1 protein-coding gene is annotated in these 26,975 nt (G+C 70.1%); it reads left to right on the top strand.

Going from position 1 to position 26,975, the window contains the following annotated elements:
* The first annotated feature begins 166 nt into the window (after positions 1–166).
* The gene (locus JWS14_RS01350) at positions 167–26,950 is read left to right on the top strand and encodes a non-ribosomal peptide synthase/polyketide synthase (RefSeq protein ID WP_206012308.1); all 26,784 of its coding nucleotides are present in this window, start codon (positions 167–169) and stop codon (positions 26,948–26,950) included.
* Positions 26,951–26,975: the final 25 nt, after the last annotated feature.

Genomic DNA, 26,975 nt, shown 5'->3' with positions numbered 1-26,975 from the left:
CGACCGTCGCCGATCGATGGCGATTCCGATACGAACATCACGAATCGACGCACACCGGGCCCACACGTACAGCACGATCAGTACAGCGTGGGAGACCGGCGTCGGTTGGTCCGTCTCACGCGCAGGACTTGCGCATCCAAGGTCTTCTACCCGCTGGGGGAACGAGATGACGAGTGTGAATTCGCCGCAGCCGAATAACGGCGCCGAAGATGTGAACGTTCCCGAAGGGGCCTTCCCGCTCTCCTCGGTGCAACGGAGCATGTGGTTTGCCCAACAACTGAGCCCCACGGTCCCCAAGTTCATCGCGCAGTACATCGAGTTGCGGGGCGAGATCGACCTGGACCTGCTGAGCGATGCCGCAGTGCGGGCCGGTCAGGAGTTCCAGTCGCCGTTCCTGCGTCTGCTCGACGTCGACGGGGAGCCCTATCAGGCGGTCGATTTCACGATCGACCCGTCGATCGGGTTCCTCGACTTCCGCGGCGAGGACGAGCCGATGTCTGCCGCGCAGGCGTGGATCGACGAGGACTACGCGACACCTCTGCGGTTGACCCGGGACCGGCTCGTCGAGATGAACGTCCTGCAGGTCGGTGAGCAGCACTACCTGTGGTACACCAGGATTCATCACGTCGCCCTCGACGGGTACAGCGGCATGACCATGGTGAACCGGATCGCGGCGCTGTACACGGCGGCGATCGAGGGCACCGAACCGGAACCGAACCGTGCGCTGGACCTGCGCGAGCTGTACGCACTCGACCAGAAGTACCGGAAGTCGACCCGGTTCGAGAACGACCGGTTGTACTGGGCCGAACGGATAGTCGGCATCGAGCACGGGTCGACGCTCGCCACCCACGACGCCCCCGCGGCGGCGAAGAGCAGGCTCGAGAGCGCGAAGATCTCCGAATCCGCGCTGGGTTTCCTCGGCGAGTCGGATCAGCGGGTCGGTGCCACGTCGGCGGCCGTCCTGCTCGCGGGGTTCGCCTGCTATCTGTCCCGCATGACGGGCAGGCGGGACGTGCTCATCAACCTGCCGGTGTCGGCGCGCACCACGGCGCCGCTGCAGCGGTCCGGCGGCATGCTCGTCAACGTCGCGCCGCTGCGGATCACCGTCCGCCCCGAGGACACGGTGACCGAACTCGTCCAGCGGACGCAGCTCGAACTGATGGGTGCGCTGCGTCATCAGCGGTGCAGCCTCGAGGACATCCGCCGCGACGCCGGACTCGCGGGGACCGCGGAGGGTCTCGCCGGCCCGATGGTGAATGTCATGCTGTTCCACCAGGCGTTCACGCTGGGCTCCGTCAACGGCGAGTACCACATCGTGACGTCGGGCCCGGTGGACGACTTGCTGGTCAACATCTATCAGAGCGGCGACGGCCAGACACTGCTCGATTTCCGCGGCAACCCCAACCGGTACGGCGCGGAGGAGCTGCGCGCGCACCACCGCCGGTTCGTGGAACTGGTCGAAGAATTCGTCACCGCGGAGCCGCAGACGCGGACCGCCGACATCCACGCCGAGAGCGCGCGCCTCGGTGCGCGGTTCCTCGAACGGGAGTCCCAGCTCGAGTTCTGGAAGCGGGAGCTGGCGGGCCTGCCCGAGGTGACGGCGCTGCCGCTGGACCGGCCGCGCCCGGCTGAGCGGGCCGGCGCGGGCGAGGTCGTCGGGTTCGCCGTCGACGCCGGCGTGCAGCACCGCGTGGCACTGCTGGCCGAGGAGGCGGGCACCGGGATCTTCACCGCGCTGCATGCCGCGCTGGCCGTGTTGCTGGGCCGGCTGGGTGACACCGACGACGTCGTGGTCGGAACACCGATCGTCGGGCGCGACACGACCGACTCCGAAGACCCGGAAGCCGGAGCGTTCTTCAACAAGGCGGTCCTGCGGTCGCAGGTGGACGGGGCGTCGTCGTTCGTCGACCACCTGAGCCGGGTCCGGGACGCCGACCGGGCCGCGTTCTCGCACGCGGCGCTGCCGTTCGACGATCTCGTCGCTGCCGTGGTGGCCGAACCCGACCCGTCGCACACGCCGCTGTTCCAGGTGATGTTCGAGTTCACCGACGGCGGCCATCCGCACGACTCCTCGGGGACCGTGACGGTCAGCCCGATCCAGCGTGAACACCGAGCCCTGGGGCTGGATCTCGTGTTCTCCCTCACCGAATCGGAGACCGGCGGCATCAACGGCCGGCTGCGGTACGCGAAGGACGTGTGGGACCGCGACAGCGCGGAGGCAATCGCCGCCCGCTTCGTCCGCATCCTGCAGTCGGTGACGGCGGATCCGGCCGCGCCGATCGGGGACGTCGACCTCCTCGAACCGGCCGAGTACGCGGAACTCGCACCGGTGCGCGACGAGCCCGCGGTGGAGCCCCGCACGCTTCCCGCACTGCTCGCCGGTGCCGTCGCGGCGGGCGGCGACGGGGACGCCCTCGTCTACGAGGGGCGCACCCTGACCTACGCCGAACTCGACGAGCAGTCGAACCGACTCGCCCGCATGCTGATCGGGCACGGGGTGGGGCCGGGTTCGGTTGTGGCGCTGGCGATCGCGCGCTCGATCGAATCGGTGCTGGCCACCTGGGCGGTCGCGAAGTCCGGGGCCGCGTTCGTCCCGGTCGACCCGAACTACCCGGCCGACCGCATCGAGCACATGCTCACCGATTCCGGTGCGGTCGTCGGTCTCACCGCCATAGCGCACCGCTCGTCGCTGCCGGCGATCACGCCGTGGCTGGTGATGGACGACGCGTCGTTCGGGCGGGAGACGGAACAGCACGCCGCCGGCGCGATCACCGACGCCGACCGCCTCCGGCCGTTGCGGACGGCGGATCCGGCCTACCTGATCTACACGTCCGGCTCCACCGGTACTCCCAAGGGTGTGGTCGTCACCCATGTCGGTCTGGCGAACTTCGCCGAGGACGAGCGGCAGCGGTTCGACGTCACCGCCGGGTCGCGCACCCTGCACTTCTCCTCCCCGAGTTTCGACGCGTCGATCCTGGAACTGCTTCTCGCCGTGGGCGCAGGCGCCACGATGGTGGTGGCACCGTCGACGGTGTACGGCGGTACCGAACTCGCCGACCTGTTGCGCCGCGAACGGGTGACGCACGCGTTCGTGACGCCGGCCGCGCTGGCATCCGTCGATCCCACCGGACTCGACCACATCCGGTGCGTCGTCACCGGTGGTGAGAGCTGTCCTCCTGCGCTGGTGCAGCAGTGGGCGCCGGGTCGCGTCATGTTCAACGCCTACGGTCCCACCGAGGCCACCGTCGTCGCGAGCGTCGCGGGACCGCTGACGGTCGGCGAACCGGTGACGATCGGCCGCCCGTCCCGCGGTTGCGGTCTGCTGGTGCTCGATTCGCGGTTGCACCCCGTCCCCGCCGGGGTGCCCGGCGAGCTGTACATCACCGGCGACGGTGTGGCACGCGGGTACCACAACCGGTCGGTCCCGACGGCCGAGCGGTTCGTCGCCGACCCGCAAGGGACACCCGGTGAGCGGATGTACCGCACCGGCGACCTGGCCCGGTGGAACGCCGCCGGACAGCTGGAGTACCTCGGCCGCACCGACTTCCAGGTGAAGATCCGCGGATTCCGCATCGAACTCGGCGAGATCGACGCCGTCGTCCGCTCGCACCCGAGCGTGGCGTTCGCGACCACCGTCGGCCGCACCGCACCGTCCGGCGACACGGCACTGGTGACGTACGTGCTGCCCGTGGACGGCGCGCAGATCGTCGTCGGCGACATCCTCGAACACGCCGCCGCCGCGCTGCCCGCGCACATGGTGCCCGCCAGGGTGATGGAGCTCCTCGAGGTCCCGCTGACCCCGGCGGGCAAGCTCGACCGGAAGGCGTTGCCGGAACCACAGTTCGAGGCGACGTCCACCGTCTACCGGGCGCCGGTGACCCCGACCGAGATGCAGATCGCGGAGGTGTTCGCGACGCTGCTCGGAGTCGAGCGCATCGGCGTCGACGACAGCTTCTTCGACCTCGGTGGCGACTCCCTCGTCGCGACCCGCGTGGTGTCCCGGGTGAACACTGCCCTCGGCACGGAGATCGGGGTGCTGGATCTGTTCGAGGCGCCCAGCGTCGCGTTGCTCAGCGCCCGCGTCGACGCCGCCGGGCCCCGCACCTCCGCCCGCCCCGTGCTCGCGCCGCGGCCCGGATCCGGCCCGGTGCAGGTGTCGCTGGCGCAGCAGCGGATGTGGTTCATCAACCAGTTGGACACCGGATCTCCCGCGTACAACATTCCCGTCGGCATCCGGCTGCGCGGCACGCTCGACGTGGAGGCGTTGCGGACCGCGGTGAGCGATGTCCTCACCCGCCACGAATCGCTGCGGACCGTGTTCCCGAACACCCCCAACGGTCCGATCCAGGTAGTGCTGCCGGTCGCGGAGGTGAGCCCGCACCTCGACGCAGTCGAGGTCGCCGAGAGCGAACTCGAATCCCGCCTGATCGCCGACGCCGCAACCGGATTCGACGTCACCGTGGAACCGCCGATCCGGGCGGAACTCTACCGGACGGCGACCGAGGACCACGTGCTGGTGTTCGTGGTGCACCACATCGCCGCCGACGGCCTGTCGATGACGCCGCTGACCCGGGACGTGATGGTGGCCTACCACGCCCGCGCCGCCGGCGAGGCCCCGCAGTGGGCGCCGCTGGAGGTGCAGTACGCCGATTTCGCGGTGTGGCAGCGCGAACTGCTGGGATCCTCCGACGATCCGACGAGTCTGCTGTCCCGGCAGCTGGCGTTCTGGGCCCGCACCCTCGACGGTGCCCCCGAGGTCATGGATCTGCCGACGGATCGCCCGCGCCCGGCCCGGCAGTCGATGATCGGCGCCACCGCCGACTTCACGATTCCGGCACGCATCCACACCGCGCTGCTCGACATCGCGGGCGCGAACGACGCCAGCCTGTTCATGGTGGTGCACGCGGCGCTCGCGGTCCTGCTGTCCCGGTCGTCCGGGTCGGCCGACGTGTCGATCGGATCCCCGGTCTCCGGCCGGGGAGAACGGCAACTCGACGACGTCGTCGGCATGTTCGTCAACACCGTGGTCCTGCGCACCACCGTCGACCCCGATCGCAGCTTCCCCGAGATCCTCTCGCACACCCGCTCCGTGGATCTGGAGGCGTTCAGCAACACCGATCTGCCCTACGAGCGGCTCGTGGACGAACTGAAACCGACGCGCTCCGAAGCACATTCACCGCTGTTCCAGGTGATGCTGGTGCTGCAGGGATTCGCGAACACCAGGCTCGAGCTGCCCGGACTCGACGTGGAGGTCGAGGCACTCGAGACCGGTGCCGCCAAGTTCGATCTCCAGGTCATCCTCACCGAGCACATCGAGGACTCCGGCGCCCCGGGCGCGATCGACGTCCAGTTCTCCTACGCGTCGGAACTGTTCGACCCGCCGACGATGACGGCGCTGGCCGCACGGTTCGTCACCCTTCTCGAGACCATCACCGCCGGGTCGGACGCGAAAGTCGGCGACCTCGACCTGATCGGCGCGGACGAGACGCACCGGATGCTCGAGCAGTGGATCGCCACCGACGTTCCCGTCCCGGACCCGGCGACCCTGGTCAGCCTGTTCGAGTCGCAGGTGGCCCGCACCCCGGACGCCGTGGCCGTGGTGTTCGCCGAAGAGGAACTGCTCTACGCGGAGTTCGACGCCCGCGCCAACCGGCTGGCCCGCGAACTCCTCGCCCGCGGCGTCGGACCCGAATCCCGGGTGGCCGTCGCGCTGCGCCGTTCCCTGGAACTGATGATCGCGATCTATGCGGTGGAGAAGACCGGGGCCGCGTACGTGCCGCTCGACCCCGACCATCCGGCGTCGCGGATCGCGTACGTGATCGAGAGCGCCGAACCCGCCTGCGTTCTCACCGCCTCCCGCGATCGGTGCGAGGGCGTCGACAGCGCGGACGCCGCTGTGATCGAGATCGACACCCTGAACCTGTCCCGGCGGCCCAGCACCCCGATCACCGACGCGGAGCGGGGCGGTCCGATCCACCCCGATTCGACCGCCTACGTGATCTACACGTCCGGGTCGACGGGCAGGCCCAAGGGCGTCGCCGTCAGTCACCGGGCGATCGCGAACCGGCTGCTGTGGATGCAGGACACGTACCGGATGGATCACACGGACGTGGTGTTGCAGAAGACGCCGGTCACGTTCGACGTGTCCGTGTGGGAACTGTTCTGGCCCCTCGAGGTCGGTGCGCGACTCGTCCTCGCCGCGCCGGACGGTCACCGGGACCCGACGTACCTGTCCCACATCATCGCCGACCACCAGGTCACCACCATGCACTTCGTGCCGTCGATGCTCGCCGTGTTCACGGCGGGCGCCGAACCGGAACTGTGCGGTTCGCTGCGCCAGGTGTTCTGCAGTGGTGAGGCCCTCCCGCCGGCCACTGCCGACAGTTTCCGCGAATTCGGATCCGCGGCGCTGCACAACCTGTACGGCCCGACCGAGGCCGCCGTGGACGTCACCTTCTGGGAGTGCACGGAAGGCGACCGGGCCTCGGTTCCGATCGGCGCACCCGTGTGGAACACGCAGCTGTACGTCCTCGACTCCCGGCTGCATCCGGTGCCGGTCGGGGTGCACGGCGAGCTGTATCTGGCCGGCGTTCAGCTGGCCCGCGGTTACGTCGGTCGCAGTGACCTGACGTCGGACCGGTTCGTGGCGAATCCGTTCGGCGCACCGGGACAGCGGATGTACCGCACCGGTGACGTGGTCCGCTGGCGGGCCGACGGCAACATCGAATACATCGGCCGCCGCGACTTCCAGGTCAAGCTCCGTGGACAGCGCATCGAACTCGGCGAGGTGGAGGCGGCCGTGCTGGCGCACCCGTCGGTGGCGCAGGCCGTCGTCACGGTGCACCGCAGCGAGGCCACCGGCGAAAGCCTCGTCGGCTACGTGATCCCCGTGGCGGGCGCCGACATCGACACCGCGGTCGTGCGCGACGCGGCGGCGGAGGCGCTGCCCGCCTACATGGTGCCGACCCGCATCATCGTGCTCGACCGGTTCCCGCTCGGCGCGACCGGAAAGCTGGATCGCGGCGCGCTGCCCGAGCCGGAGTTCCTCAGCCCGTCAGCGGAATTCGTCACGCCGCGCAACCCGATCGAGGAGATCCTCGCGTCGATCTTCGCGGACCTGCTCGACGCACCCCGCATCGGCGTGTACGACAGCTTCTTCGACCTCGGCGGCAACTCGCTGGTGGCCACCCGGCTGGTGGCGCGGGTCAACGCCGCGCTCGGCAGCCGGATCGGGGTCCGGGAGATCTTCGACGCCCCGACCGTCGCGACGCTGGCCACCCGGATCGAGTCCGAGGCCGTGCAGGGCGCCGAACGTCCGCCGCTGGTGGCCGGGGTGCGCCCCGACCACCTGCCGGTCTCGCTGGCGCAGAAGCGCATGTGGTTCATCAACCAGTTCGACCTCGATTCGCCGGCCTACAACATCGCGCTCGCGGTGCGGCTGACCGGCGACCTCGACGAGGACGCGATGCAGGACGCCGTCGCCGACGTGATGGACCGGCACGAGTCGCTGCGCACCCGGTTCCCGATGGTGGAGGGCGAACCCCTCCAGGTGATCCTGCCGACCGAGGACGTGGTGCCGGATCTGTCGCCGATCGATTCGACGGAAGAGCAGCTGCCCGAGCATATTTCGCGGCTGGCGGGCGCCGGATTCGACGTCACGGTGTCGGTGCCGGTGCGCGCAGCCCTGTTCCGCACGGATCCCGGCGAGCACGTTCTCGTCATCGTCGTCCACCACATCAGCGCCGACGGCTTCTCCATGGCCCCGCTCGCGCGGGACGTGATGACCGCCTACGCGGCCCGCACCGGGGGCCAGGCACCGGACTGGACGCCGCTGCCGGTGCAGTACGCCGACTTCGCGCTGTGGCAGCACCGGGTGCTCGGCAACGCCGACGACCCGGACAGCCTGCTCGCCGCCCAGCTCGACTACTGGACGCACACGCTCGCCGGGCTTCCGGAACTGCTCGCGCTGCCGACGGACCACCCGCGCCCGACGCAGCAGTCGATGCGCGGCGGCATCCACTCCTTCAGCATCGACCAGCAGATCCACAGCCGGTTGATCACGACCGCCCGCGAACACAATTCGAGTGTGTTCATGGCTGTCCACGCCGCGCTGGCCGTGTTGCTGGCCCGGTTGGGCGACACGGACGACGTGGCAGTGGGCACCCCGATCGCCGGCCGCGGCGACGCCGCCCTGGACGACATGGTCGGCATGTTCGTCAACACCCTGGTGCTGCGCACCCCGGTCGAACCGTCCGGCACGTTCACCGACCTGCTGTCCACGGTCCGCGACACCGACCTGAACGCGTTCCACCACGCGGATCTGCCGTTCGAGCGGCTGGTCGACGCGATCTCGCCGGAACGCGCGACGTCGCATTCGCCGCTGTTCCAGGTGGTGCTCGAGTTCCGCAACAACGAGCGGCCGCGGCTGGAGCTGCCCGGGTTGACCGTCACCGGCCTCGACCTGGCCACCGACATCTCCAACTTCGACCTGCAGCTCACACTGACCGAGGAATTCGGGGTGTCGGGGGAGCCCGCCGGGATCTCCGCGGCATTCACGTACGCGTCGAGTCTGTTCGACGCGTCCACGATCGCCGGTTTCGCCGACTACCTGCAGCGGATCTTCGACGCGGTGACGTCCGAGCCGGGCATCGCGGTCGGTGACATCGACCTGATGGTGGCGTCCGAGCGTGCGGCGCTCACCCCGGTGATGGACGGTCCCGACGCCGAACCGCGGACCCTGCCCGAACTCCTCGCGTCGGCGGCGTCCGTGGACCCGAAGGCGGCCGCGCTGTCCTACGAGGGCAGCGAGGTGACGTACCGGGAGCTCGACGAACGGTCGAACCGTCTCGCCCGCCTGCTGATCGGGCGGGGCATCGGCCCCGAATCGGTGGTCGCGCTGGCGATGGCACGTTCGCCCGAGTCGGTGCTGTCGCTGTGGGCGGTCGCCAAGACCGGCGCCGCGTTCGTGCCGGTCGACCCGAACTATCCGACCGACCGGATCGTTCACATGCTCAGCGACTCCGGTGCGGCGCTCGCGCTCACCGTCGCCGAGTTCCGACCCACCCTGCCGGACTGCACCCCGTACGTCGTGGTCGACGCACCCGGCTTCGACGACCAGGTGAGTGCGCACTCCGCCGCCGTCGTCACCGACGCCGACCGGACGCACCCGCTGGCGCTGGAGAACCCGGCCTACCTGATCTACACGTCCGGGTCCACCGGCACCCCGAAGGGGGTCGTCGTCACCCATCGCGGCCTGGCGAACTTCGCCACCGACGAACGCGTCCGGTTCGGGGTCACCCCGCGGTCGCGGACCCTGCACTTCTCGTCGCCGAGCTTCGACGCCTCGATCCTGGAACTGCTGCTGGCGGTCGGATCCGGCGCGACCATGGTGATTGCCCCGGCCTCCGTCATCGGCGGCGCCGAACTCGCCGACGTGCTCCGCGAGGGCCGGGTCACGCACGCGTTCATCACCCCGGCGGCCATGGCATCCGTGGACCCCGCGGGCCTCGACCAGCTCGAGTGCGTCGCCACCGGTGGTGACGTGTGCCCGCCGGAGCTGGTGGCGCAGTGGGTGACCGGCGGCAGGCGGATGTTCAACGCCTACGGACCCACCGAGGCGACGGTCGTGTCGAGCGTGACCGGACCCATGCTGCCCGGTGAGGGCGTCACCATCGGCCGTCCGCCCATGGGCACCGGCGAGATGGTGCTCGATTCCCGCCTGCACCCGGTGCCCAACGGGGTGACCGGAGAACTGTACGTCACCGGTTCCGGTCTGGCCCGCGGCTACAAGGACCGGGCGGGCACCACGGCGGAGCGGTTCGTCGCCAACCCGTACGGCGGCCTCGGTGCCCGCATGTACCGGACCGGCGACCTAGCCCGCTGGAACACCGACGGCCAGCTCGAGTACCTGGGCCGCAGCGACTTCCAGGTGAAGATCCGGGGGTTCCGCATCGAACTCGGCGAGATCGAGAACGCCCTCACCCGCTACCCGGGCGTCGCCCGCTCGGTGGTGTCCGCGCACAAGGGCAGCACCGGCGCCAACCGGCTCGTCGGCTACCTCGTCCCCACGGCGGGCGCGGAACTCGACCCGGAGGCCGTCCTCGATTTCGTCGGCGGGTTCCTCGCGCCGTACATGGTGCCGTCCGCGCTGATCGTCCTCGACGAGTTGCCGCTCACCCCGGCAGGCAAGCTGGATCGCCGCGCGCTGCCCGAACCCGACTTCGGGGCCCGGGTGTCGACCGGCCGCGCGCCGGTGTCGGAGATGGAAGAGGTGCTCTCGACACTGTTCGCCGAGGTGCTCGGTCTGGAATCCGCCGGTGTCGAGGACTCGTTCTTCGCGCTCGGCGGCGACAGCATCATGTCGATCCAGCTGGTGGCCCGCGCGAAGGCCGCGGGCGTCGTGCTGACCCCGCGGGACGTGTTCGAGGCCAAGACTGTCGCCGGTCTCGCGGCGGTGGCGTCGTGGGTGGGCGCCGCCGACGTCGTCGTCCTCGACGAACTGCCCGGCGGCGGAGTCGGCGACATGCCGACCACCCCGATCACGAAGTGGCTGCTCGAACGGGGCGGCGAGTTCAACCGGATGTCGCAGTCCGCGCTGCTGACCGCGCCGCCGAACCTGCGCGAACTCGAACCGCTGATCGGCACGTTTCAGGCCGTCCTCGACCGGCACGACATGCTGCGCGCGCGGCTGATGGTCTCCGCCGACGAATCGCATCTCGCCGTCCGCCCGATCGGTGCGGTGGACGCGCAGGACCTGATCCGCCGGGTCGCGGTGTCCGCCGCCCCGGGAACACCGGCGTTCGCGGCCACCGTGATCGCGGAACTCGACGCCGCGCTGGACCGGCTCGATCCGGCGGCCGGGGTCATGATGCAGGTGGTGTGGTTCGACGCCGGGGAGTCCGGCGGCCGCCTGCTCGTGGTCGCGCATCACCTCGTCGTCGACGGTGTGTCGTGGCGCATCCTCGTCCCCGACCTCGCGACCGCGTGGGCGCAGATCTCGGCAGGCCAGGAACCGGTCCTCGACCAGGTCGGCACGTCCATGCGCCGGTGGGCGCACGGACTGGTCGACGAGGCGGCGAACCGGGCGGGCGAACTGGATCTGTGGCAGCGCATCCTCGACTGCGAGGACCCGCTCGTCGGCAGCCGTCCGCTCGACCCCGACGTCGACGTCAATGCGACCGTCGGCCGGGTCACGGTGCAGTTGCCCGCCGAGGTCAGCGAGGCCGTCCTCACGGCCCTGCCGGAAGCGATCCACGGCAGCGTCAACGACGGACTGCTCACCGCGCTGGCGATGGCGGTCACCCAGTGGCGGCGCACCCGCGGCCACACTCTGCACGGACGGTCCGTCGACGGAACCCTGGTGAGCCTCGAGGGCCACGGCCGTGAGGACCAGGTCGTGCCGGGCGCCGATCTGGGCCGCACGGTCGGCTGGTTCACGGCCATGTTCCCGGTGCGGCTCGACCTGTCGGGCATCGACCTCGACGACGCGTTCGACGGCGGCCGGGCCGCCGGGTCGGCGATCAAGGCGATCAAGGAACAGTTGCTGGCCATCCCGGACCACGGCATGGGTTACGGCATGCTGCGGTACCTCAACGCCGACACCGCACCGCTGCTCGCGGCCCGGTCGCTGCCGCAGATCAGCTTCAACTACCTGGGACGCTTCGCCGCCGACCTGTCCGAGGCGGCCACCCGCGCCGGCTGGACGCCGACCGGTGAAGTCGACATGGACCGGGCGCAGGACCTCGACACTCCGGTCACCTCGGCCATCGACGTCAACGCCGTCACCACCGAGGTCGACGACCGGCCTCAGCTGCGCGCCACCTGGGCGTACGCGGCCGGCGTCCTCACCGTCGCCGAGGTGCGCGAACTCGCCGAACTGTGGGTCCGGGCACTGACCGCGCTCACGACGTACGCGGCCCGCCCCGACGCCGGCGGTGTGACCCCGTCCGACCTCGAACTGGTCAGCCTCGACCAGGACGCCATCGACCGCATCGAGTCGCGCTTCCCGGCGCTGTCCGACATCTGGTCGCTGTCGCCGCTGCAGTCCGGACTGCTGTTCCACGCGTTGCTGGCCGACGAGTCGATCGACTCGTACACGGTGCAGGTGACACTCGAACTGCGCGGCGCCGTGTCGTCCCGCCTTCGGGTGGCCGGGCAGGCCCTGCTCGACCGGCACGCGAACCTGCGGGCGTCGTTCGTCTACGACGAGGGCGGCACCCCCGTCCAGGCGGTCCACGGATACGCGGAACTGCCGTGGACGGAGATCGACCTGTCCGCACTCGACGAGGAGAGCCGCGAAGCCGAGGTCCGGGAACTCCTCGACACCGACCGCCGCCGCGGGTTCGACATGGCCACCCCGCCGCTGCTGCGGTTCATGCTGATCCAGGTCGGTGCGGACGAGCAGCGCCTGATCATCACCAATCACCACATCCTGCTCGACGGCTGGTCGATGCCGCTGCTGATCCGCGACCTCCTGACCCTGTACGCCACGGAGGGGGACGCCACGGCGCTGCCGCGGGTGCATCCGTACCGCGACTACCTCGCGTGGATGTCGCACCGCAGCACCGAGGACTCCCTCGGGGTGTGGCAGCGCGCCCTCGCCGGAGTGGAGGAGCCGACGCTGCTCGCCCCGGCCGACGCCTCGGCCCAGAGCGACACGCAGTCCAGTGAACTGGTCGTCGAACTCGACGTCGACCGCACCGATCAGCTCAGTGTGCTCGCACGCGAACACGGCCTGACCCTCAGCACCCTGATCCGCACCGCGTGGGGAATCGTGCTGGGCGGCCTCGTCGGCCGCTCCGACGTCGTCTTCGGCGGGACGGTGTCGGGTCGGCCCCCGCAGATCGCGGGTATCGAGTCGATGGTCGGTCTGTTCATCAACACGCTCCCGGTGCGGGTGACCCTCGACCCCCGGGAAACGCTGGGGGAGCTGCTCGAACGCATCCAGGGCGAGCAGGCCGCACTGCTCGATCACCACTACGTCGGATTGACCGACATCCAGTCGGTGGCCGGTCCGGGCGCCGGCTTCGACACGCTGACCGTGTTCGAGTCCTACCCCGTCGACCGGGAGGGACTGACCGAGCAGACCGACATCGCCGGCATGCACGTCGTCGACGTGCACGACAGCGCGAACGCCGCGCACTACCCGCTCGCCCTGATCGCCTCGGCACACGAAAATCTGCAACTGAAACTCGAGTACGTCGAGGATCTGTTCGACCGGGCCGCGGTCGAGCGGATCGGCGACCGGATCGTCCGCGCGCTGATCGCGCTCGCCGAGCACCCCGGGATGAAGTTGGCGCAGCTGCGCCTGCTCACCGACGCCGAGGAAGCGGAACTGGTTCCGGCCCGCGGCAGGCCTGGCCGGTCCGTGCGCACACTGCCGCAGATGTTCGCCGAGACGGCCGCCGCGTCGGGCGACGCGACCGCACTGGTGTTCGGCGACCGCCGGATGTCCTACCAGGAACTCGACGAACGGTCCAACCAGCTCGCGCGGCTGCTCATCGGCCGCGGCGTCGGCCCGGAAGACATCGTGGCCCTGGGCATCTCACGGTCCATCGAATCGGTGCTCGCCGTGTGGTCGATCACCAAGACCGGCGCCGCGTTCGTTCCGGTCGACCCGACCTACCCGCGGGAGCGGGTCGAGCACATGGTCACCGACTCCGGGTGCACGTTCGGCGTGCGGGTGGCCGCCGATCGCGACCGGCTGCCCGCCGCGGTGGCGTGGCTGACCCTCGACGATGCCGAGACCGAAGCCGCCGTCGCGGCGATGTCCACCGACACCGTGACCGACGACGAACGCGTCGTGCCGCTGCGCTTCGCGCACCCGGCGTACGTCATCTACACGTCCGGGTCCACCGGCAAGCCGAAGGGTGTGGTGGTCAGCCACCGCGGTCTCGACAACTTCGCCGAGGAGCAGCGCACCCGCTACGCGACGGATTCGGCGTCTCGGGCCCTGCACTTCTCCTCGCCGAGCTTCGACGCCTCGGTCCTCGAATACCTGCTGTCGTTCGCCGTCGGCGCGACCATGGTGATCGTGCCCCCGTCCGTGTACGGCGGTGAGGAACTCGCGGAGCTGATCCGGGCCGAGGGTGTCACCCACGGGTTCGTCACCCCCGCGGCGCTGGCCTCCGTGGACCCCGAGGGTCTCGAGGTGTTCCAGAACGTGGTCGCCGGCGGCGAGGCCGTCCCGCCGGAACTGGTGACCCGCTGGGCGCCGGGGCGCACGCTGTACAACGGCTACGGCCCCACCGAGACCACCATCATGAGCAACCTCAGCGATCACCTGCAGGTGGGGGAGACCGTCACCATCGGCGCCCCCGTCCGCGGCGTGTCGGAGGTGATCCTCGACTCGCGGCTGCAACCGGTCTCCGTCGGCGTCGCCGGCGAACTCTACATCTCCGGTGAGGGCCTGGCCCGCGGCTACCACGCCCGCGCCGGGCTGACCAGCGAGCGGTTCGTCGCCAACCCCTACGGCGACCCGGGCGACCGGATGTACCGCACCGGCGACCTCGCGCGGTGGCGGCCCGACCACACGGTCGAATACCTGGGCCGCACCGACTTCCAGGTCAAGATCCGCGGCTTCCGCATCGAACTCGGCGACATCGACAGCGCACTCGCCGGGCACCCGTCCGTCGCGTTCGCCGTCACCCTCGGCCGCCCCGGTCCCGCCGGCGACACCGTGCTCGTCTCCTATGTGCTGCCGGAGGCCGAGTCGGTGCTCGAACCGCCGGAGCTGAAGGAGTGGACGGCGAATCTGCTGCCCGCGCACATGGTCCCGTCGAGCATCATGATCCTCGACGAGATCCCGCTCACCCCGGTCGGCAAGCTCGATCGGTCGGCGCTGCCGGAACCGCAGTTCCTGCCCACGTCGGACGCCTTCCGGCCGCCGTCGACGGTCCTCGAACACACGATCGCCGACGTCATCACCACGGTCCTGGGCATCGAACGGGTCGGCATCGACGACAACTTCTTCGACATCGGCGGCAACTCGCTGATCGCGACCCGGGTCGCCGCACGCCTGACCGCAGAACTCGACACCGACATCGGCGTCCGCACCCTGTTCGAGGCGCCGACGATCCACGAGCTGGCCCGCCTGATCGAATCGACGGCCTTCGCCCCGGCACACGACGGCGACCACGTGCGGCTGCCGCTCGGCCCGATGGCGCAGCCCGCGCACGTGCCGGTGTCGCTGGCGCAGAAGCGGATGTGGTTCCTCAACCAGTTCGACACGTCGTCGGCGGCCTACAACATCCCGCTCGCCGTGCGGCTGACCGGTCACTTGGACGTCGAATCGCTGCGCGCGGCGGTGACGGACGTGTTCGTCCGGCACGAGTCGTTGCGGACCGTCTTCCCGTCCCACGACGGTGAACCGACCCAGGTGGTGCTCTCACCCGGCCAGTGGACACCGAACCTCGAGATCACCGAGGTGTCCGAGGCCGAACTCCGCGAGCACATCGCCGGTCTCGCGACCGCCGGTTTCGACGTCACGGCCGACGTGCCGATGCGGTCGGCGCTGTTCGCACTCGCCCCCGACTATCACGTGCTCGTCATCGTGGTGCACCACATCTGCGCCGACGGCTTCTCGCTCACCCCGCTCGCCCGGGACGTCATGACCGCGTACGCCGCCCGCATCGCGGGAAGCGCACCGCAGTGGAACCCGCTGTCGGTGCAGTACGCCGACTACACGCTGTGGCAGCTGCAACTGCTCGGCGACGAGAGCGACTCCGAGTCGCTGATCTCCCAGCAGCTCCGGTACTGGACGGATCAGCTGGCCGACCTGCCCGAACTCCTGCAGCTGCCGACCGACCGGGCGCGCCCGGTCCAGCAGTCGTTCCGGGGTGCGCAGGTCGACTTCACGATTCCGGCGGACGTGCACCGGGCGCTGTCCGCGCTGGCGCGCAAACACAACTCCACCATGTTCATGGCCGTGCACGCGGCCCTGTCGGTGCTGCTGTCCGCGCTGTCGTCCACCGAGGACATCGCGGTGGGAACCCCCATCGCGGGTCGCGGTGACGCCGCACTCGACGACATGGTCGGCATGTTCGTCAACACCCTGGTGCTGCGGAGCGCGGTCGACCCGGCGGCGGGTTTCGGCGCCCTGATCGATCAGGTGCGGGCCACCGACCTCGCCGCGTTCCACCACTCGGACCTGCCGTTCGAGCGGCTCGTCGACGTCCTCGCGCCGGAGCGTTCCACCGCGCACTCGCCGCTGTTCCAGGCGCTGCTCGAGTTCCGGAACAACGAGACACCGCGCCTCGAGCTGCCCGAACTCACCGCGGCCGCCGTCGATTTCGACCTCGAGGTCGCCAAGTTCGACCTGCAGCTCAGCGTCGAGGAAGGATTCGACGCGGACGGGGTGGCGTCGGGGATCACCGCGTCGTTCATCTACGCCACCGACCTGTTCGATGCCGGCACCGTCCGCACGTTCGCCGACCGGTTCCTGCGAATCCTCACCGCCGTCACCGCCGACCCGCAGGCCCCGGTCGGTGACATCGTGGTCACCGACGCCGCCGAGCGGTCGGCGATGGCGACCGTGTGGAACACCGCCGGAGTGGAGGCGGGCACCGACACCCTCGCGGACCGGTTCGCGCAGAGCGTGGCCCGGTTCCCCGACGCCACGGCCGTGACGTCGGAGGACGTGGCGCTGACGTACGCGGAACTCGACGCCCGGTCGAACCGGCTGGCCCGGCTGCTCATCGCCCAGGGGGTGGGCCCGGAAACGCTGGTGGCCGTGGCACTGCCGCGCACCTGCGATCTGATCATCGCCCTGCTGGGCGTGATCAAGTCCGGCGGCGGCTACCTGCCCGTCGACATCACCTACCCGGCGGACCGGCTGGCGTTCGTGTTCGAGGACGCCGCACCGAACTGCGTGATCACCACCACCGGCGACGTCTCCGCCCTGCCCGACTCGGAGACGCCGGTGATCCTGCTCGACGACCCGGAGACCACCGCGGACCTCGCGCAGCAGTCGCCGGCGACGATCACCGACGCCGACCGGGTCACCCCGCTCGACGCCGCGTCGGTGGCGTACGTCATCTACACGTCCGGGTCCACGGGCCGCCCCAAGGGCGTCGTCGTCTCGCACCGCAACGTGCTGACCCTGTTCGCGAACACCCAGCCGCTGTACGGGTTCGACGAGAACGACGTGTGGACGATGTTCCACTCCTACGCGTTCGACTTCTCGGTGTGGGAGCTGTGGGGTCCGCTGCTGCACGGCGGCCGGCTCGTCGTCGTCGACTACTACACGGCACGGTCGCCGGAGATGTTCCACGAACTCCTGCGCAACGAGCAGGTCACCGTCCTCAACCAGACCCCGACCGCGTTCTATCAGCTCGCCGAAACCGACCGCATCGTCTCGGAGATCGACGTGAACGCGGCGGCACTGGCGCTGCGGTACGTGATCTTCGGCGGTGAGGCTCTCGACCTCGGTCAGCTCGGCCGCTGGTACTCACGGCACGACGACTCCGCCCCGACCCTGGTGAACATGTACGGCATCACCGAGACGACGGTCCACGTCAGCTACCTCGCGCTCGACCGTGCGTTCGCGGAATCGGCGTCGGCCAGTGTGATCGGCCGCGGCATCGCCGGGCTGCACGTGCACGTCCTGGACCGGCGCCTGCACCCGGTGCCCCCGGGCACCATCGGCGAGATGTACGTCTCGGGTGACCAGGTCACCCGCGGCTACCTGGGCCGGGCCGGGCTCAGTTCCACCCGGTTCGTGGCCGACCCGCTCCGTCCCGGGGCACGGATGTACCGCACCGGCGACCTGGCTCGGTGGAACACCGACGGTCAGCTGGAGTACCTGGGCCGCAGCGACTTCCAGGTGAAGATCCGCGGGTTCCGCATCGAACTCGGCGAGATCGAATCCGCGCTGCTCCGGTACCGCGGCATCGCGCAGGCCGTCGTCCTCACCCGCGACGACGGGCACGGCGGCCACCGGCTGATCGGCTACGTGGTTCCGGAATCCGGCGCCACCGTCGAGGTGTCCTCTGCCCTCGAGTTCGTGGGCACCCAGCTCACCTCGTACATGGTGCCCGCCACCCTCGTGGTGCTCGACACGCTGCCGTTGACGAGTAACGGCAAGCTCGACCGCCGCGCCCTGCCGGAACCCGACTTCGGGGCCCGGGTGTCGGCGGGCCGTGCCCCGGCGACGGAGATGGAGACCGTCCTCGCCGGCCTGTTCGCCGAGGTGCTCGGTCTGGAATCGGTGGGTGTGGACGATTCGTTCTTCGCGCTCGGCGGCGACAGCATCATGTCGATCCAGTTGGTGGCCCGCGCGAAGGCCGCCGGGGTGGTCCTCACCCCGCGGGACGTGTTCGAGGCCAAGACCGTGGCCGCCCTCGCCGAGGCGGCGTCCTGGGCGGGCGCCGCCGACGTGGTGGTCCTCGACGAACTGCCCGGCGGCGGGATCGGCGAGATGCCGGTCACCCCGATCACCGCGTGGCTGCTCGAACGCGGCGGCGATTTCCGCCGCTACACCCAGACCGCGCTGCTCTCCCTGCCCGCCGCGGCGGACGAGACACTGCTGAAGCGCACGATCGCCGCCGTCGTCGATCACCACGACATGCTGCGGGCGCGTCTGCTCGGCGCCGCACCGCAGTGGCGGATCGAGGTGCAGGCCACGGGCGCCGTCGACGTGGACGACGTGCTGCACCGGGTCGAGGTCGCGTCGGTCGTCGGGTCCGCGTTCGCGGAGATCGCCACCCACGAACTCGATGCCGCCGCAGGACGATTGGACCCCGAGGCCGGGGTCATGCTGCAGATGGTGTGGTTCGACGCCGGCGACGAGGGCGGGCGGCTGCTGGTCGTGGCCCACCACCTGGTCGTCGACGGCGTGTCGTGGCGGATCCTGGTCCCCGATCTGGCGACGGCGTGGGCGCAGGTCTCCGCGGGCCAGGAACCGGCACTCGAGCCGGTCGGCACGTCGATGCGGCGCTGGTCACACGGACTCGTCGACGCGACCCGCGAACGCAGCGCCGAGATCGAACTGTGGCGCCGGGTGCTCGAGGCCGATGACCCGCTGATCGGATCGCGTCCGCTCGACGCCGCGATCGACGTGGCGGGAACGGTCGAGAAGGTCACCGTGGAGGTGCCCGCCGACGTCACGGATGCTCTGCTGACCCGTGTCCCCGAGGCGTTCCACGGCGGCGTCAACGACGGTCTGCTGACCGCACTGGCGCTGGCGCTGGCGCAGTGGCGGCGCACCCACGGCGATTTCACGCGCGAGTCGCTGGTCAGCCTCGAGGGCCACGGACGCGAGGACCAAGTGCTGCCGGGCGCCGATCTGGGCCGTACCGCCGGCTGGTTCACGGCCATGTTCCCGGTGCGCCTGGACCTGTCGGGCATCGACCTCGACGACGCCTTCGCCGGTGGCCGGGCCGCCGGGTCGGCGATCAAGGCGATCAAGGAACAGCTGCTGGCCATCCCGGACCACGGCATCGGGTACGGCATGCTCCGCTACCTGGACCCGGAGAGCGCCGACCGGTTGCGGGCGCTCGCGAAGCCGCAGGTCACGTTCAACTACCTGGGCCGGTTGGGCGGTGCGACGTCCACCGACATCCACGGGCACGCCTGGGTCCCGGTGACGGACACCAAACTCGACGACATCCCCGCCTCCGACATCCCGGTGGCGTCGGCGCTCGACATCAACGCCGTCACCGGCACCGGGGTCGACGGCAACCGGCTGCGGGCCACGTGGGCGTTCCCGACCGGGGTCCTCACCCCGTCCGAGGTGCGTGCGCTCGCCGACCTGTGGGTGCAGGCGCTGACCGCGCTGACCGAGCACGTCGCGCGGCCCGACGCCGGCGGTGTGACACCGTCCGACCTGGACCTGGTGACGCTCGACCAGGACGCCATCGACCGGCTCGAGTCCCGGTTCCCGGCGCTGTCGGACATCTGGTCGCTGTCGCCGCTGCAGTCGGGACTGCTGTTCCACGCCCAGTTCTCGGACGCCTCGGTCGACCCGTACCTGGTGCAGTTGGCGCTGAAGCTGCGCGGCGACGTGAACGCGGACCGGTTCCGCCGGGCGGGGCAGGCGCTGCTGGACCGGCACCCCAACCTGCGGGCCGCGTTCGTCCACGACAGTGCCGGCGCTTCCGCGCAGATCATCCAGCAGCACGTGGAACTGCCGTGGTCGGAGTTCGACCTGTCGGCCCTGGGTCCCGAGGAGACGGCCCGCGAATACGAGCGGATCGTGGCAGGCGACCGGTCGGTGAAGTTCGACATGGCGGACGCGCCGTTGCTGCGTCTCTCCCTGGTCCGGCTCACCGGGGACGAGTACCGGCTGATCCTGACCAACCATCACATCCTGCTGGACGGCTGGTCGACGCCGCTCGTCCTCCGCGACCTGCTGACGCTGTACGCCCTGGACGCCGACGGCAGCCTGCTGCCGCGGGTCCATTCCTACCGCGACTACCTGTCGTGGATGAAGCGCCACGACACCACGGACTCCCTCGACGCCTGGCGCGCCGCGCTCGACGGTGTCGAGGAGCCGACGCTGCTGGCCCCGCTGGAGCGGGGTGAGGCGCATTCCGCCGTGGCGGAGGAGACCGCGTTCACGCTGTCCGAGGAGCACACCACCCGGTTGCGTGACCTGAGCCGCGAACGCGGGCTCACCCTCAACACCGTCGTCCAGACGGCGTGGGGAATCGTGCTGGGCGGCCTGGTCGGCCGCTCCGACGTGGTGTTCGGCGGGACCGTGTCCGGCAGGCCGCCGCAGATCGCGGGCATCGAGTCGATGGTCGGTTTGTTCATCAACACCCTCCCGGTGCGGGTCACCCTCGACCCGTGGGAGTCGCTGGGCGAGTTGCTCGAACGCGTGCAGCGCGAACAGGCCACGCTGCTCGACCACCACTACGTGGGGCTGACCGACATCCAGTCGGCGGTCGGCGGCGGCGGCGCATTCGACACGCTGACCGTGTTCGAGTCGTACCCGGTGGACGAGGCGGGGCTGACCGAACAGACCGACATCGCCGGGATGTTCGTCCTCGGCATCGACGGCAAGGACTCCGCGCACTACCCGCTGGCCGTCGTCGCCTCCGGTGACGCCCGGCTGAACTTCAAGTTCGAGTACCTCCCCGAGGTCCTCGAGGAAAGCGCGGTCGACGAGATCGCGGACCGGCTGCGGCGGGTGCTCGACGCCCTCGCCGACCGGCCCGAGATCCCGCTGGCCCACATGCAGCTGCTCACCGAGGCCGAACTCGCCGAGTTCGCGCCGGTGCGCGGCCGCCCCGGGTTCTCCGTCCGGACGCTGCCGCAGATCTTCGAGGACGCGGCGGCGCTGGATCCGAACCGTACCGCTCTGACGTTCGAGGGCCGCAACGTCTCCTACCGGGAACTCAACGAGCGCTCGAACCAGCTCGCCCGGGTTCTCATCTCCCGCGGCGCAGGCCCGGAGACGTTCGTGGCGCTCGGCATTCCGCGGTCGATCGAGTCGGTGCTGGCGGTGTGGGCGGTGGCCAAGACGGGTGCCGCGTTCGTCCCGGTCGACCCGAACTACCCGATGGACCGGATCGAGCACATGCTGACCGATTCGGGGGCGACCATCGGGCTGACCATGGCCGCCTACGAGAAGTCGCTGCCCGACTCGGTGCCGTGGCTGCAGCTCGACTCGCCCAAGTTCGAGAAGGCGTGCCAGGCGAAACCGGCTCTGCCGGTAGCAGATTCGGACCGCCGGTCGCCGATAAGCCTCGACAACGCGGCGTACATCGTCTACACCTCCGGGTCGACGGGCAAGCCGAAGGGCGTCGTCGTCACCCACGAGGGCCTCGACAACTTCGCCGAGGACCAGCGGCAGCGCTTCGCGGCCGCGCAGACGTCCCGCACACTGCACTTCTCGACACCGAGCTTCGACGGGTCGGTGTTCGAGTACCTGCAGGCGTTCGGGGTCGGCGCCACCATGGTCATCGCGCCGCCCACGGTGTACGGCGGAGCGGAACTGGCCGAACTGATCCGGTCGGAACACGTCACCCACGCCTTCGTCACCACCGCGGCGCTGTCGACGGTGGACCCGGAGGGGCTCGACGAGTTCCAGCACGTGGTGTTCGGCGGCGAGGCGTGCCCGCCAGAACTGGTGACCCGCTGGGCGCCCGGCAGGCAGTTGTCCAACGCGTACGGCCCCACCGAGACCACGGTGATGGCCAACATCAGCGACCCGATGACGGTGGGCGACCCCATCACCCTCGGCGGCCCGATCCGCGGCGTCGGCGAACTCGTGCTCGATTCGCGGCTCCAGCCGGTGCCTGTCGGCGTTCCCGGCGAGCTGTACATCACCGGCGCGGGTCTCGCCCGCGGCTACCACCGGCGCCCCGAACTGAGCAGCCAGCGGTTCGTCGCCAACCCGTTCGGGGAGGCGGGGGAGCGGATGTACCGCACCGGCGACATCGTCCGGTGGCGCGCCGATCACACCGTCGAGTACGTGGGCCGCAGCGACTTCCAGGTGAAGATCCGCGGGTTCCGCATCGAACTCGGCGAGATCGACAACGAGATCGCCACGTTCCCCGGGGTCGGCTTCGCCGCGACCCTCGGTGCCCCCGGCCCGTCCGGGGACACGGTGCTCGTGACGTACCTGCTGCCCGTCACGGAAGGGGGCGTCGACCCCGCCGAGCTGACCGCGCACCTGTCGACGCGGCTGCCAGCGCACATGGTGCCGACGAGCATCATGTTCCTCGACGAGATCCCGTTGACCCCGGTGGGCAAACTGGACCGGTCGGCGCTGCCCGCGCCGGAGTTCCACGTCACCACCGCGGAGTTCCAGCCACCGACCAACGACCTCGAACGCAAGATCGTGGACATCTTCACCGACGTCCTCGGTCTCGAACGGATCGGCATCGACGACAACTTCTTCGATCTCGGCGGCAACTCGCTGGTCGCGACGCGTGTCACCGCGCGGCTGCGGGACGCCCTGGACACCGACATCGGTGTGCGGGCGCTGTTCGAGGCCCCCGACGCCCGGTCGCTGGCCGAACGCGTCGCCGACAGCGTCAGCGGCGGCGCCCGACCCGCTCTCGCCCCGGTCGAACGCCCGGATCGGATCCCGTTGTCGCTGGCGCAGAAGCGGATGTGGTTCCTCAACCAGTTCGACACGTCCTCACCCGCCTACAACATTCCGCTGGCGGTGCGGCTCACCGGAACCCTGGACGAGGACGCCCTGCGCCTGGCGATGGCCGACGTCCTCGAACGGCACGAGACGCTGCGCACCGTCTTCCCGACGGTCGGCAACGAACCGACCCAGCGGATCCTGGCCGCCGCCGACGCCCAACCGGACGTCGACACGGTCGAGGTGGACGCGGCGGACCTGCCGCGGCACATCATGGACCTGGTGTCCCGCGGATTCGACGTCAGCACCGACGTCCCGGTGCGGGCGGCCCTGTTCCGGACGGCGCCCGACCATCACGTGCTGACGATCGTGGTGCACCACATCTGCGCGGACGGATTCTCTCTGGCGCCGCTCGCCCGCGACGTCATGGTGGCCTACACGTCGCGGCTGGACGGCGACTGCCCGCAGTGGGCTCCGCTGCACGTGCAGTACGCCGACTACACCCTGTGGCAGCATGCCGGACTCGGGTCGGAGAACGATCCCGAGTCGATGATCAACCGGCAGTTGCGGTTCTGGTCGGAGACGCTGGCCGGGTTGCCGGACGTCATCCAGTTGCCGACCGATCGGCCGCGGCCGATCCAGCAGACGTTCGAGGGTGATCGGGTCGAGTTCGCGATCGACGCCGATCTCCATCAGCGGCTGACAGCACTGGCCCGGACCAACAACGCCACCATGTTCATGGCCGTCCACGCCGCGCTGGCCGTGCTGCTGTCGCGGCTCGGCAGCACCGACGACGTGGTCATCGGCACCCCGGTCGCCGGGCGCGGTGAAGAGGCGCTCGACGAGATGGTCGGCATGTTCGTCAACACGCTTGTCCTGCGGAACCGGATCGATCCGTCCGCGACGTTCACCGAACTGGTGCAGCAGATCCGGGAATCCGACCTGGCCGCGTTCCAGCACGCGGATCTGCCGTTCGAGCGGCTCGTCGAGGAACTCAACCCGACCCGGTCCACGTCGTACTCGCCGCTGTTCCAGGTGGCCCTCGAGTTCCAGAACAACGAGAACCCGACGCTGGAACTGCCGGACCTGCGGGTCGAGAACGTGGACCTCGAGACCCGGGTGGTGAAGGAAGACCTCGAGGTGATCCTGGCCGAGCGGTTCGACCAGGACGGCGCGCCCGCGGGTGTCGCCGGCGGCCTGGACTTCGCCGTCTCCTTGTTCGACCCCGACACGGCGCGTTCGATCGCGGACCGGTTCGTGCGGGTCCTCGCGGCCGTCGTCGCCGACCCGGACCGGCCGATCGGCACCGTCCCGCTGCTCGACGAGGCGGAGATCGACGAGATGGTCCCGGCCCGCGGCAAGCCCGACGTGCGGCCCGAGGTGTGGCCGGACCTGCTGACGGCCGCCGCGGCCCTCGACCCCGACTCGGTGGCACTGTCGTTCGAGGATCGGCAGGTCACGTACCGGGAACTCGACGAATGGTCCAACCGGCTGGCGCGGGTGCTGTGCGCTCAGGGTGTCGGACCGGAGACGTTCGTGGCCATCGGTATGCCGCGGTCGATCGAGGAAGTGGTGTCGATCTGGTCGGTGGCCAAGTCGGGTGCCGCGTTCGTGCCAGTCGATCCGACGTACCCGCGGGACCGCATCGACTACATGCTCACCGACTGCCGGGCTTCGGTCGGCCTGACCGTCGCCGGCAGGCGCGACAACCTCCCGGACACGGTGCCGTGGCTGGTGCTCGACGACGAGACGTTCGCCGAGCAGGTCGCGGGCATGTCCTCGGCGCCGGTGACCGACGCCGACCGCACGATCCCGCTGCATCTGGCGCACCCGGCGTACCTGATCTACACATCGGGGTCGACCGGGAAACCGAAGGGGGTCATCGTCACTCACCGCGGCATGGCCAACCTCACCGCGGAGGAACACGAACGGTTCCAGGTCACGCACGATTCGCGGGTCTCGCATCTGGCGTCCCCGAGCTTCGACGCGTCGATCTTCGAGCTGATGATGGCGTTCGGCGCCTCGGCGCGAGTCGTGATCGTGCCGCCCACCGTCTTCGGTGGCGCCGAGTTGGCGGACCTGTTCCGGCGCAACGAGGTCACGCACGCGTTCATCACGCCCACCGCGCTGTCGTCCATCGAGGATGTCGGGCTCGAGTCGCTGCGGGTCCTCGCGGTGGCCGGCGAGGCCTGCCCGCCGGAACTGGTGGAGATCTGGGGCAAGCACCGCAACATGCACAACGGGTACGGGCCCACCGAGACGACCATCCAGGCGAGTGTCAGCGCCCCGATGCGTCCGGGCGGGGTCGTGAACATCGGCGCCCCCGCACTGGGCTTCGGTTCGCTGGTCCTCGACGAACGCCTGCAGCCCGTCCCGGCCGGCGTGCCCGGCGAGCTGTACATCACCGGACCCGGACTGGCACGCGGGTACCACAACAGGTCGGCGCTCACCTCGGAACGGTTCGTCGCCTGCCCGTACGGGGAGCCCGGCCGCCGGATGTACCGCACCGGCGACGTCGTGCGCTGGCGTGGCGACCACACCATCGAGTACATCGGCCGCACCGACTTCCAGGTGAAGGTCCGCGGCTTCCGCATCGAACTCGGTGAGATCGACGCCGTCCTCGCCCGGCACCCCGCGGTCGCGTTCGCGGCCACCATCGGTCACACCGGTCCGTCCGGCGACACGCTCCTCGCGTCGTACGTGCGGGCCGCCGAGGGCCACGACCTCGAGCCGGCGGAACTGCGCACCCACGCGTCCGACCGCCTGCCCGCGCACATGGTCCCGTCGGCGGTGGTGGTTCTCGACCAGATCCCGATGACCCCGGTCGGCAAGCTCGACCGCAAGGCGCTGCCCGCGCCCGAGTTCGGCACCACCGGCGCGGCCTTCCGGGCCCCGACGACGGCGACCGAGCGGATCATTGTCGAGGCCTTCGCCGAGGTGCTGGGCGTGGACCGGGTCGGCACCGCCGACAGCTTCTTCGACCTCGGGGGTAACTCGATCGTCGCTACCCGGGTGATCACGGTGCTGCAGGAGCGCCTCGGACGGCAGATCCCGTTGCAGTCCATGTTCCTGGATCCCACGCCCGCGGGGCTGGCGCTCCGGGTCGACACCGAGAACGCCGCCGGGTCGCCGGTGGACGAGGCGCTCGGCGTCGTCATCCCGCTGCGCCCGACGGGGGAGAAGCCGCCGCTGTTCTGCATCCATCCCGGGATCGGTCTGTCATGGGGGTATGCGGGACTGCTGCAGCACCTCTCGCAGGACCGTCCGGCGTTCGGCCTGCAGTTGCCGATCATCAGCGGCGGCCCGGCCGTCGACTCGATCGAGCAGCTGGCGCACCAGTACGTGCTGGAGATGCGCAAGGTCCAGGCGCACGGGCCGTACCACCTGCTGGGCTGGTCGCTCGGCGGCGTCATCGCGCACGCCATGGCCGTCGAACTGCGGCGGGAGGGGGAGGCCGTCGACACCCTCGCCCTCATGGACAGCTACGTGGCGAACGGGACCGATCAGGGCCCGGAGAGCCTCACCGTGCCCGAGTTGCTGCACGGTCTCGGGCTGGACCTCGAGTCCGTGTCCGGGGAGGAACTCACGTACGAGCGGGCGGTCGAGTTGCTGGACGACGCGTTCGGGCAGAAGACCGGACTGACTCCTCGGCACCTCGAGCGGATCAGCGCCGGGTTCACGAACTCCTCGCGGATCATGAACAACTTCCGGCCCCAGGTGTTCGACGGGGACCTGCTGTTCTTCACCGCCGCCGGGTCGGCGGCGACGGGCGAGCATTCACCGGAGGAATGGCGCGATTCGGTCACCGGCGGCATCCGGGAAGTCAAGATCGAGTGCGAGCACAACCAGATGATCGAACCCGAGGTCCTGGCCGTGGTGGGGCCCGTCCTCGAGGACTATCTGGGCACGCACTGACCCGTTTACGTTGCGGGCGGGCCCG

The organism is Rhodococcus koreensis (assembly GCF_017068375.1).
In the GTDB taxonomy this organism is placed as follows: Bacteria; Actinomycetota; Actinomycetes; order Mycobacteriales; family Mycobacteriaceae; genus Rhodococcus_F; species Rhodococcus_F koreensis.
This window is presented reverse-complemented; position numbering and strand designations above follow the sequence as displayed.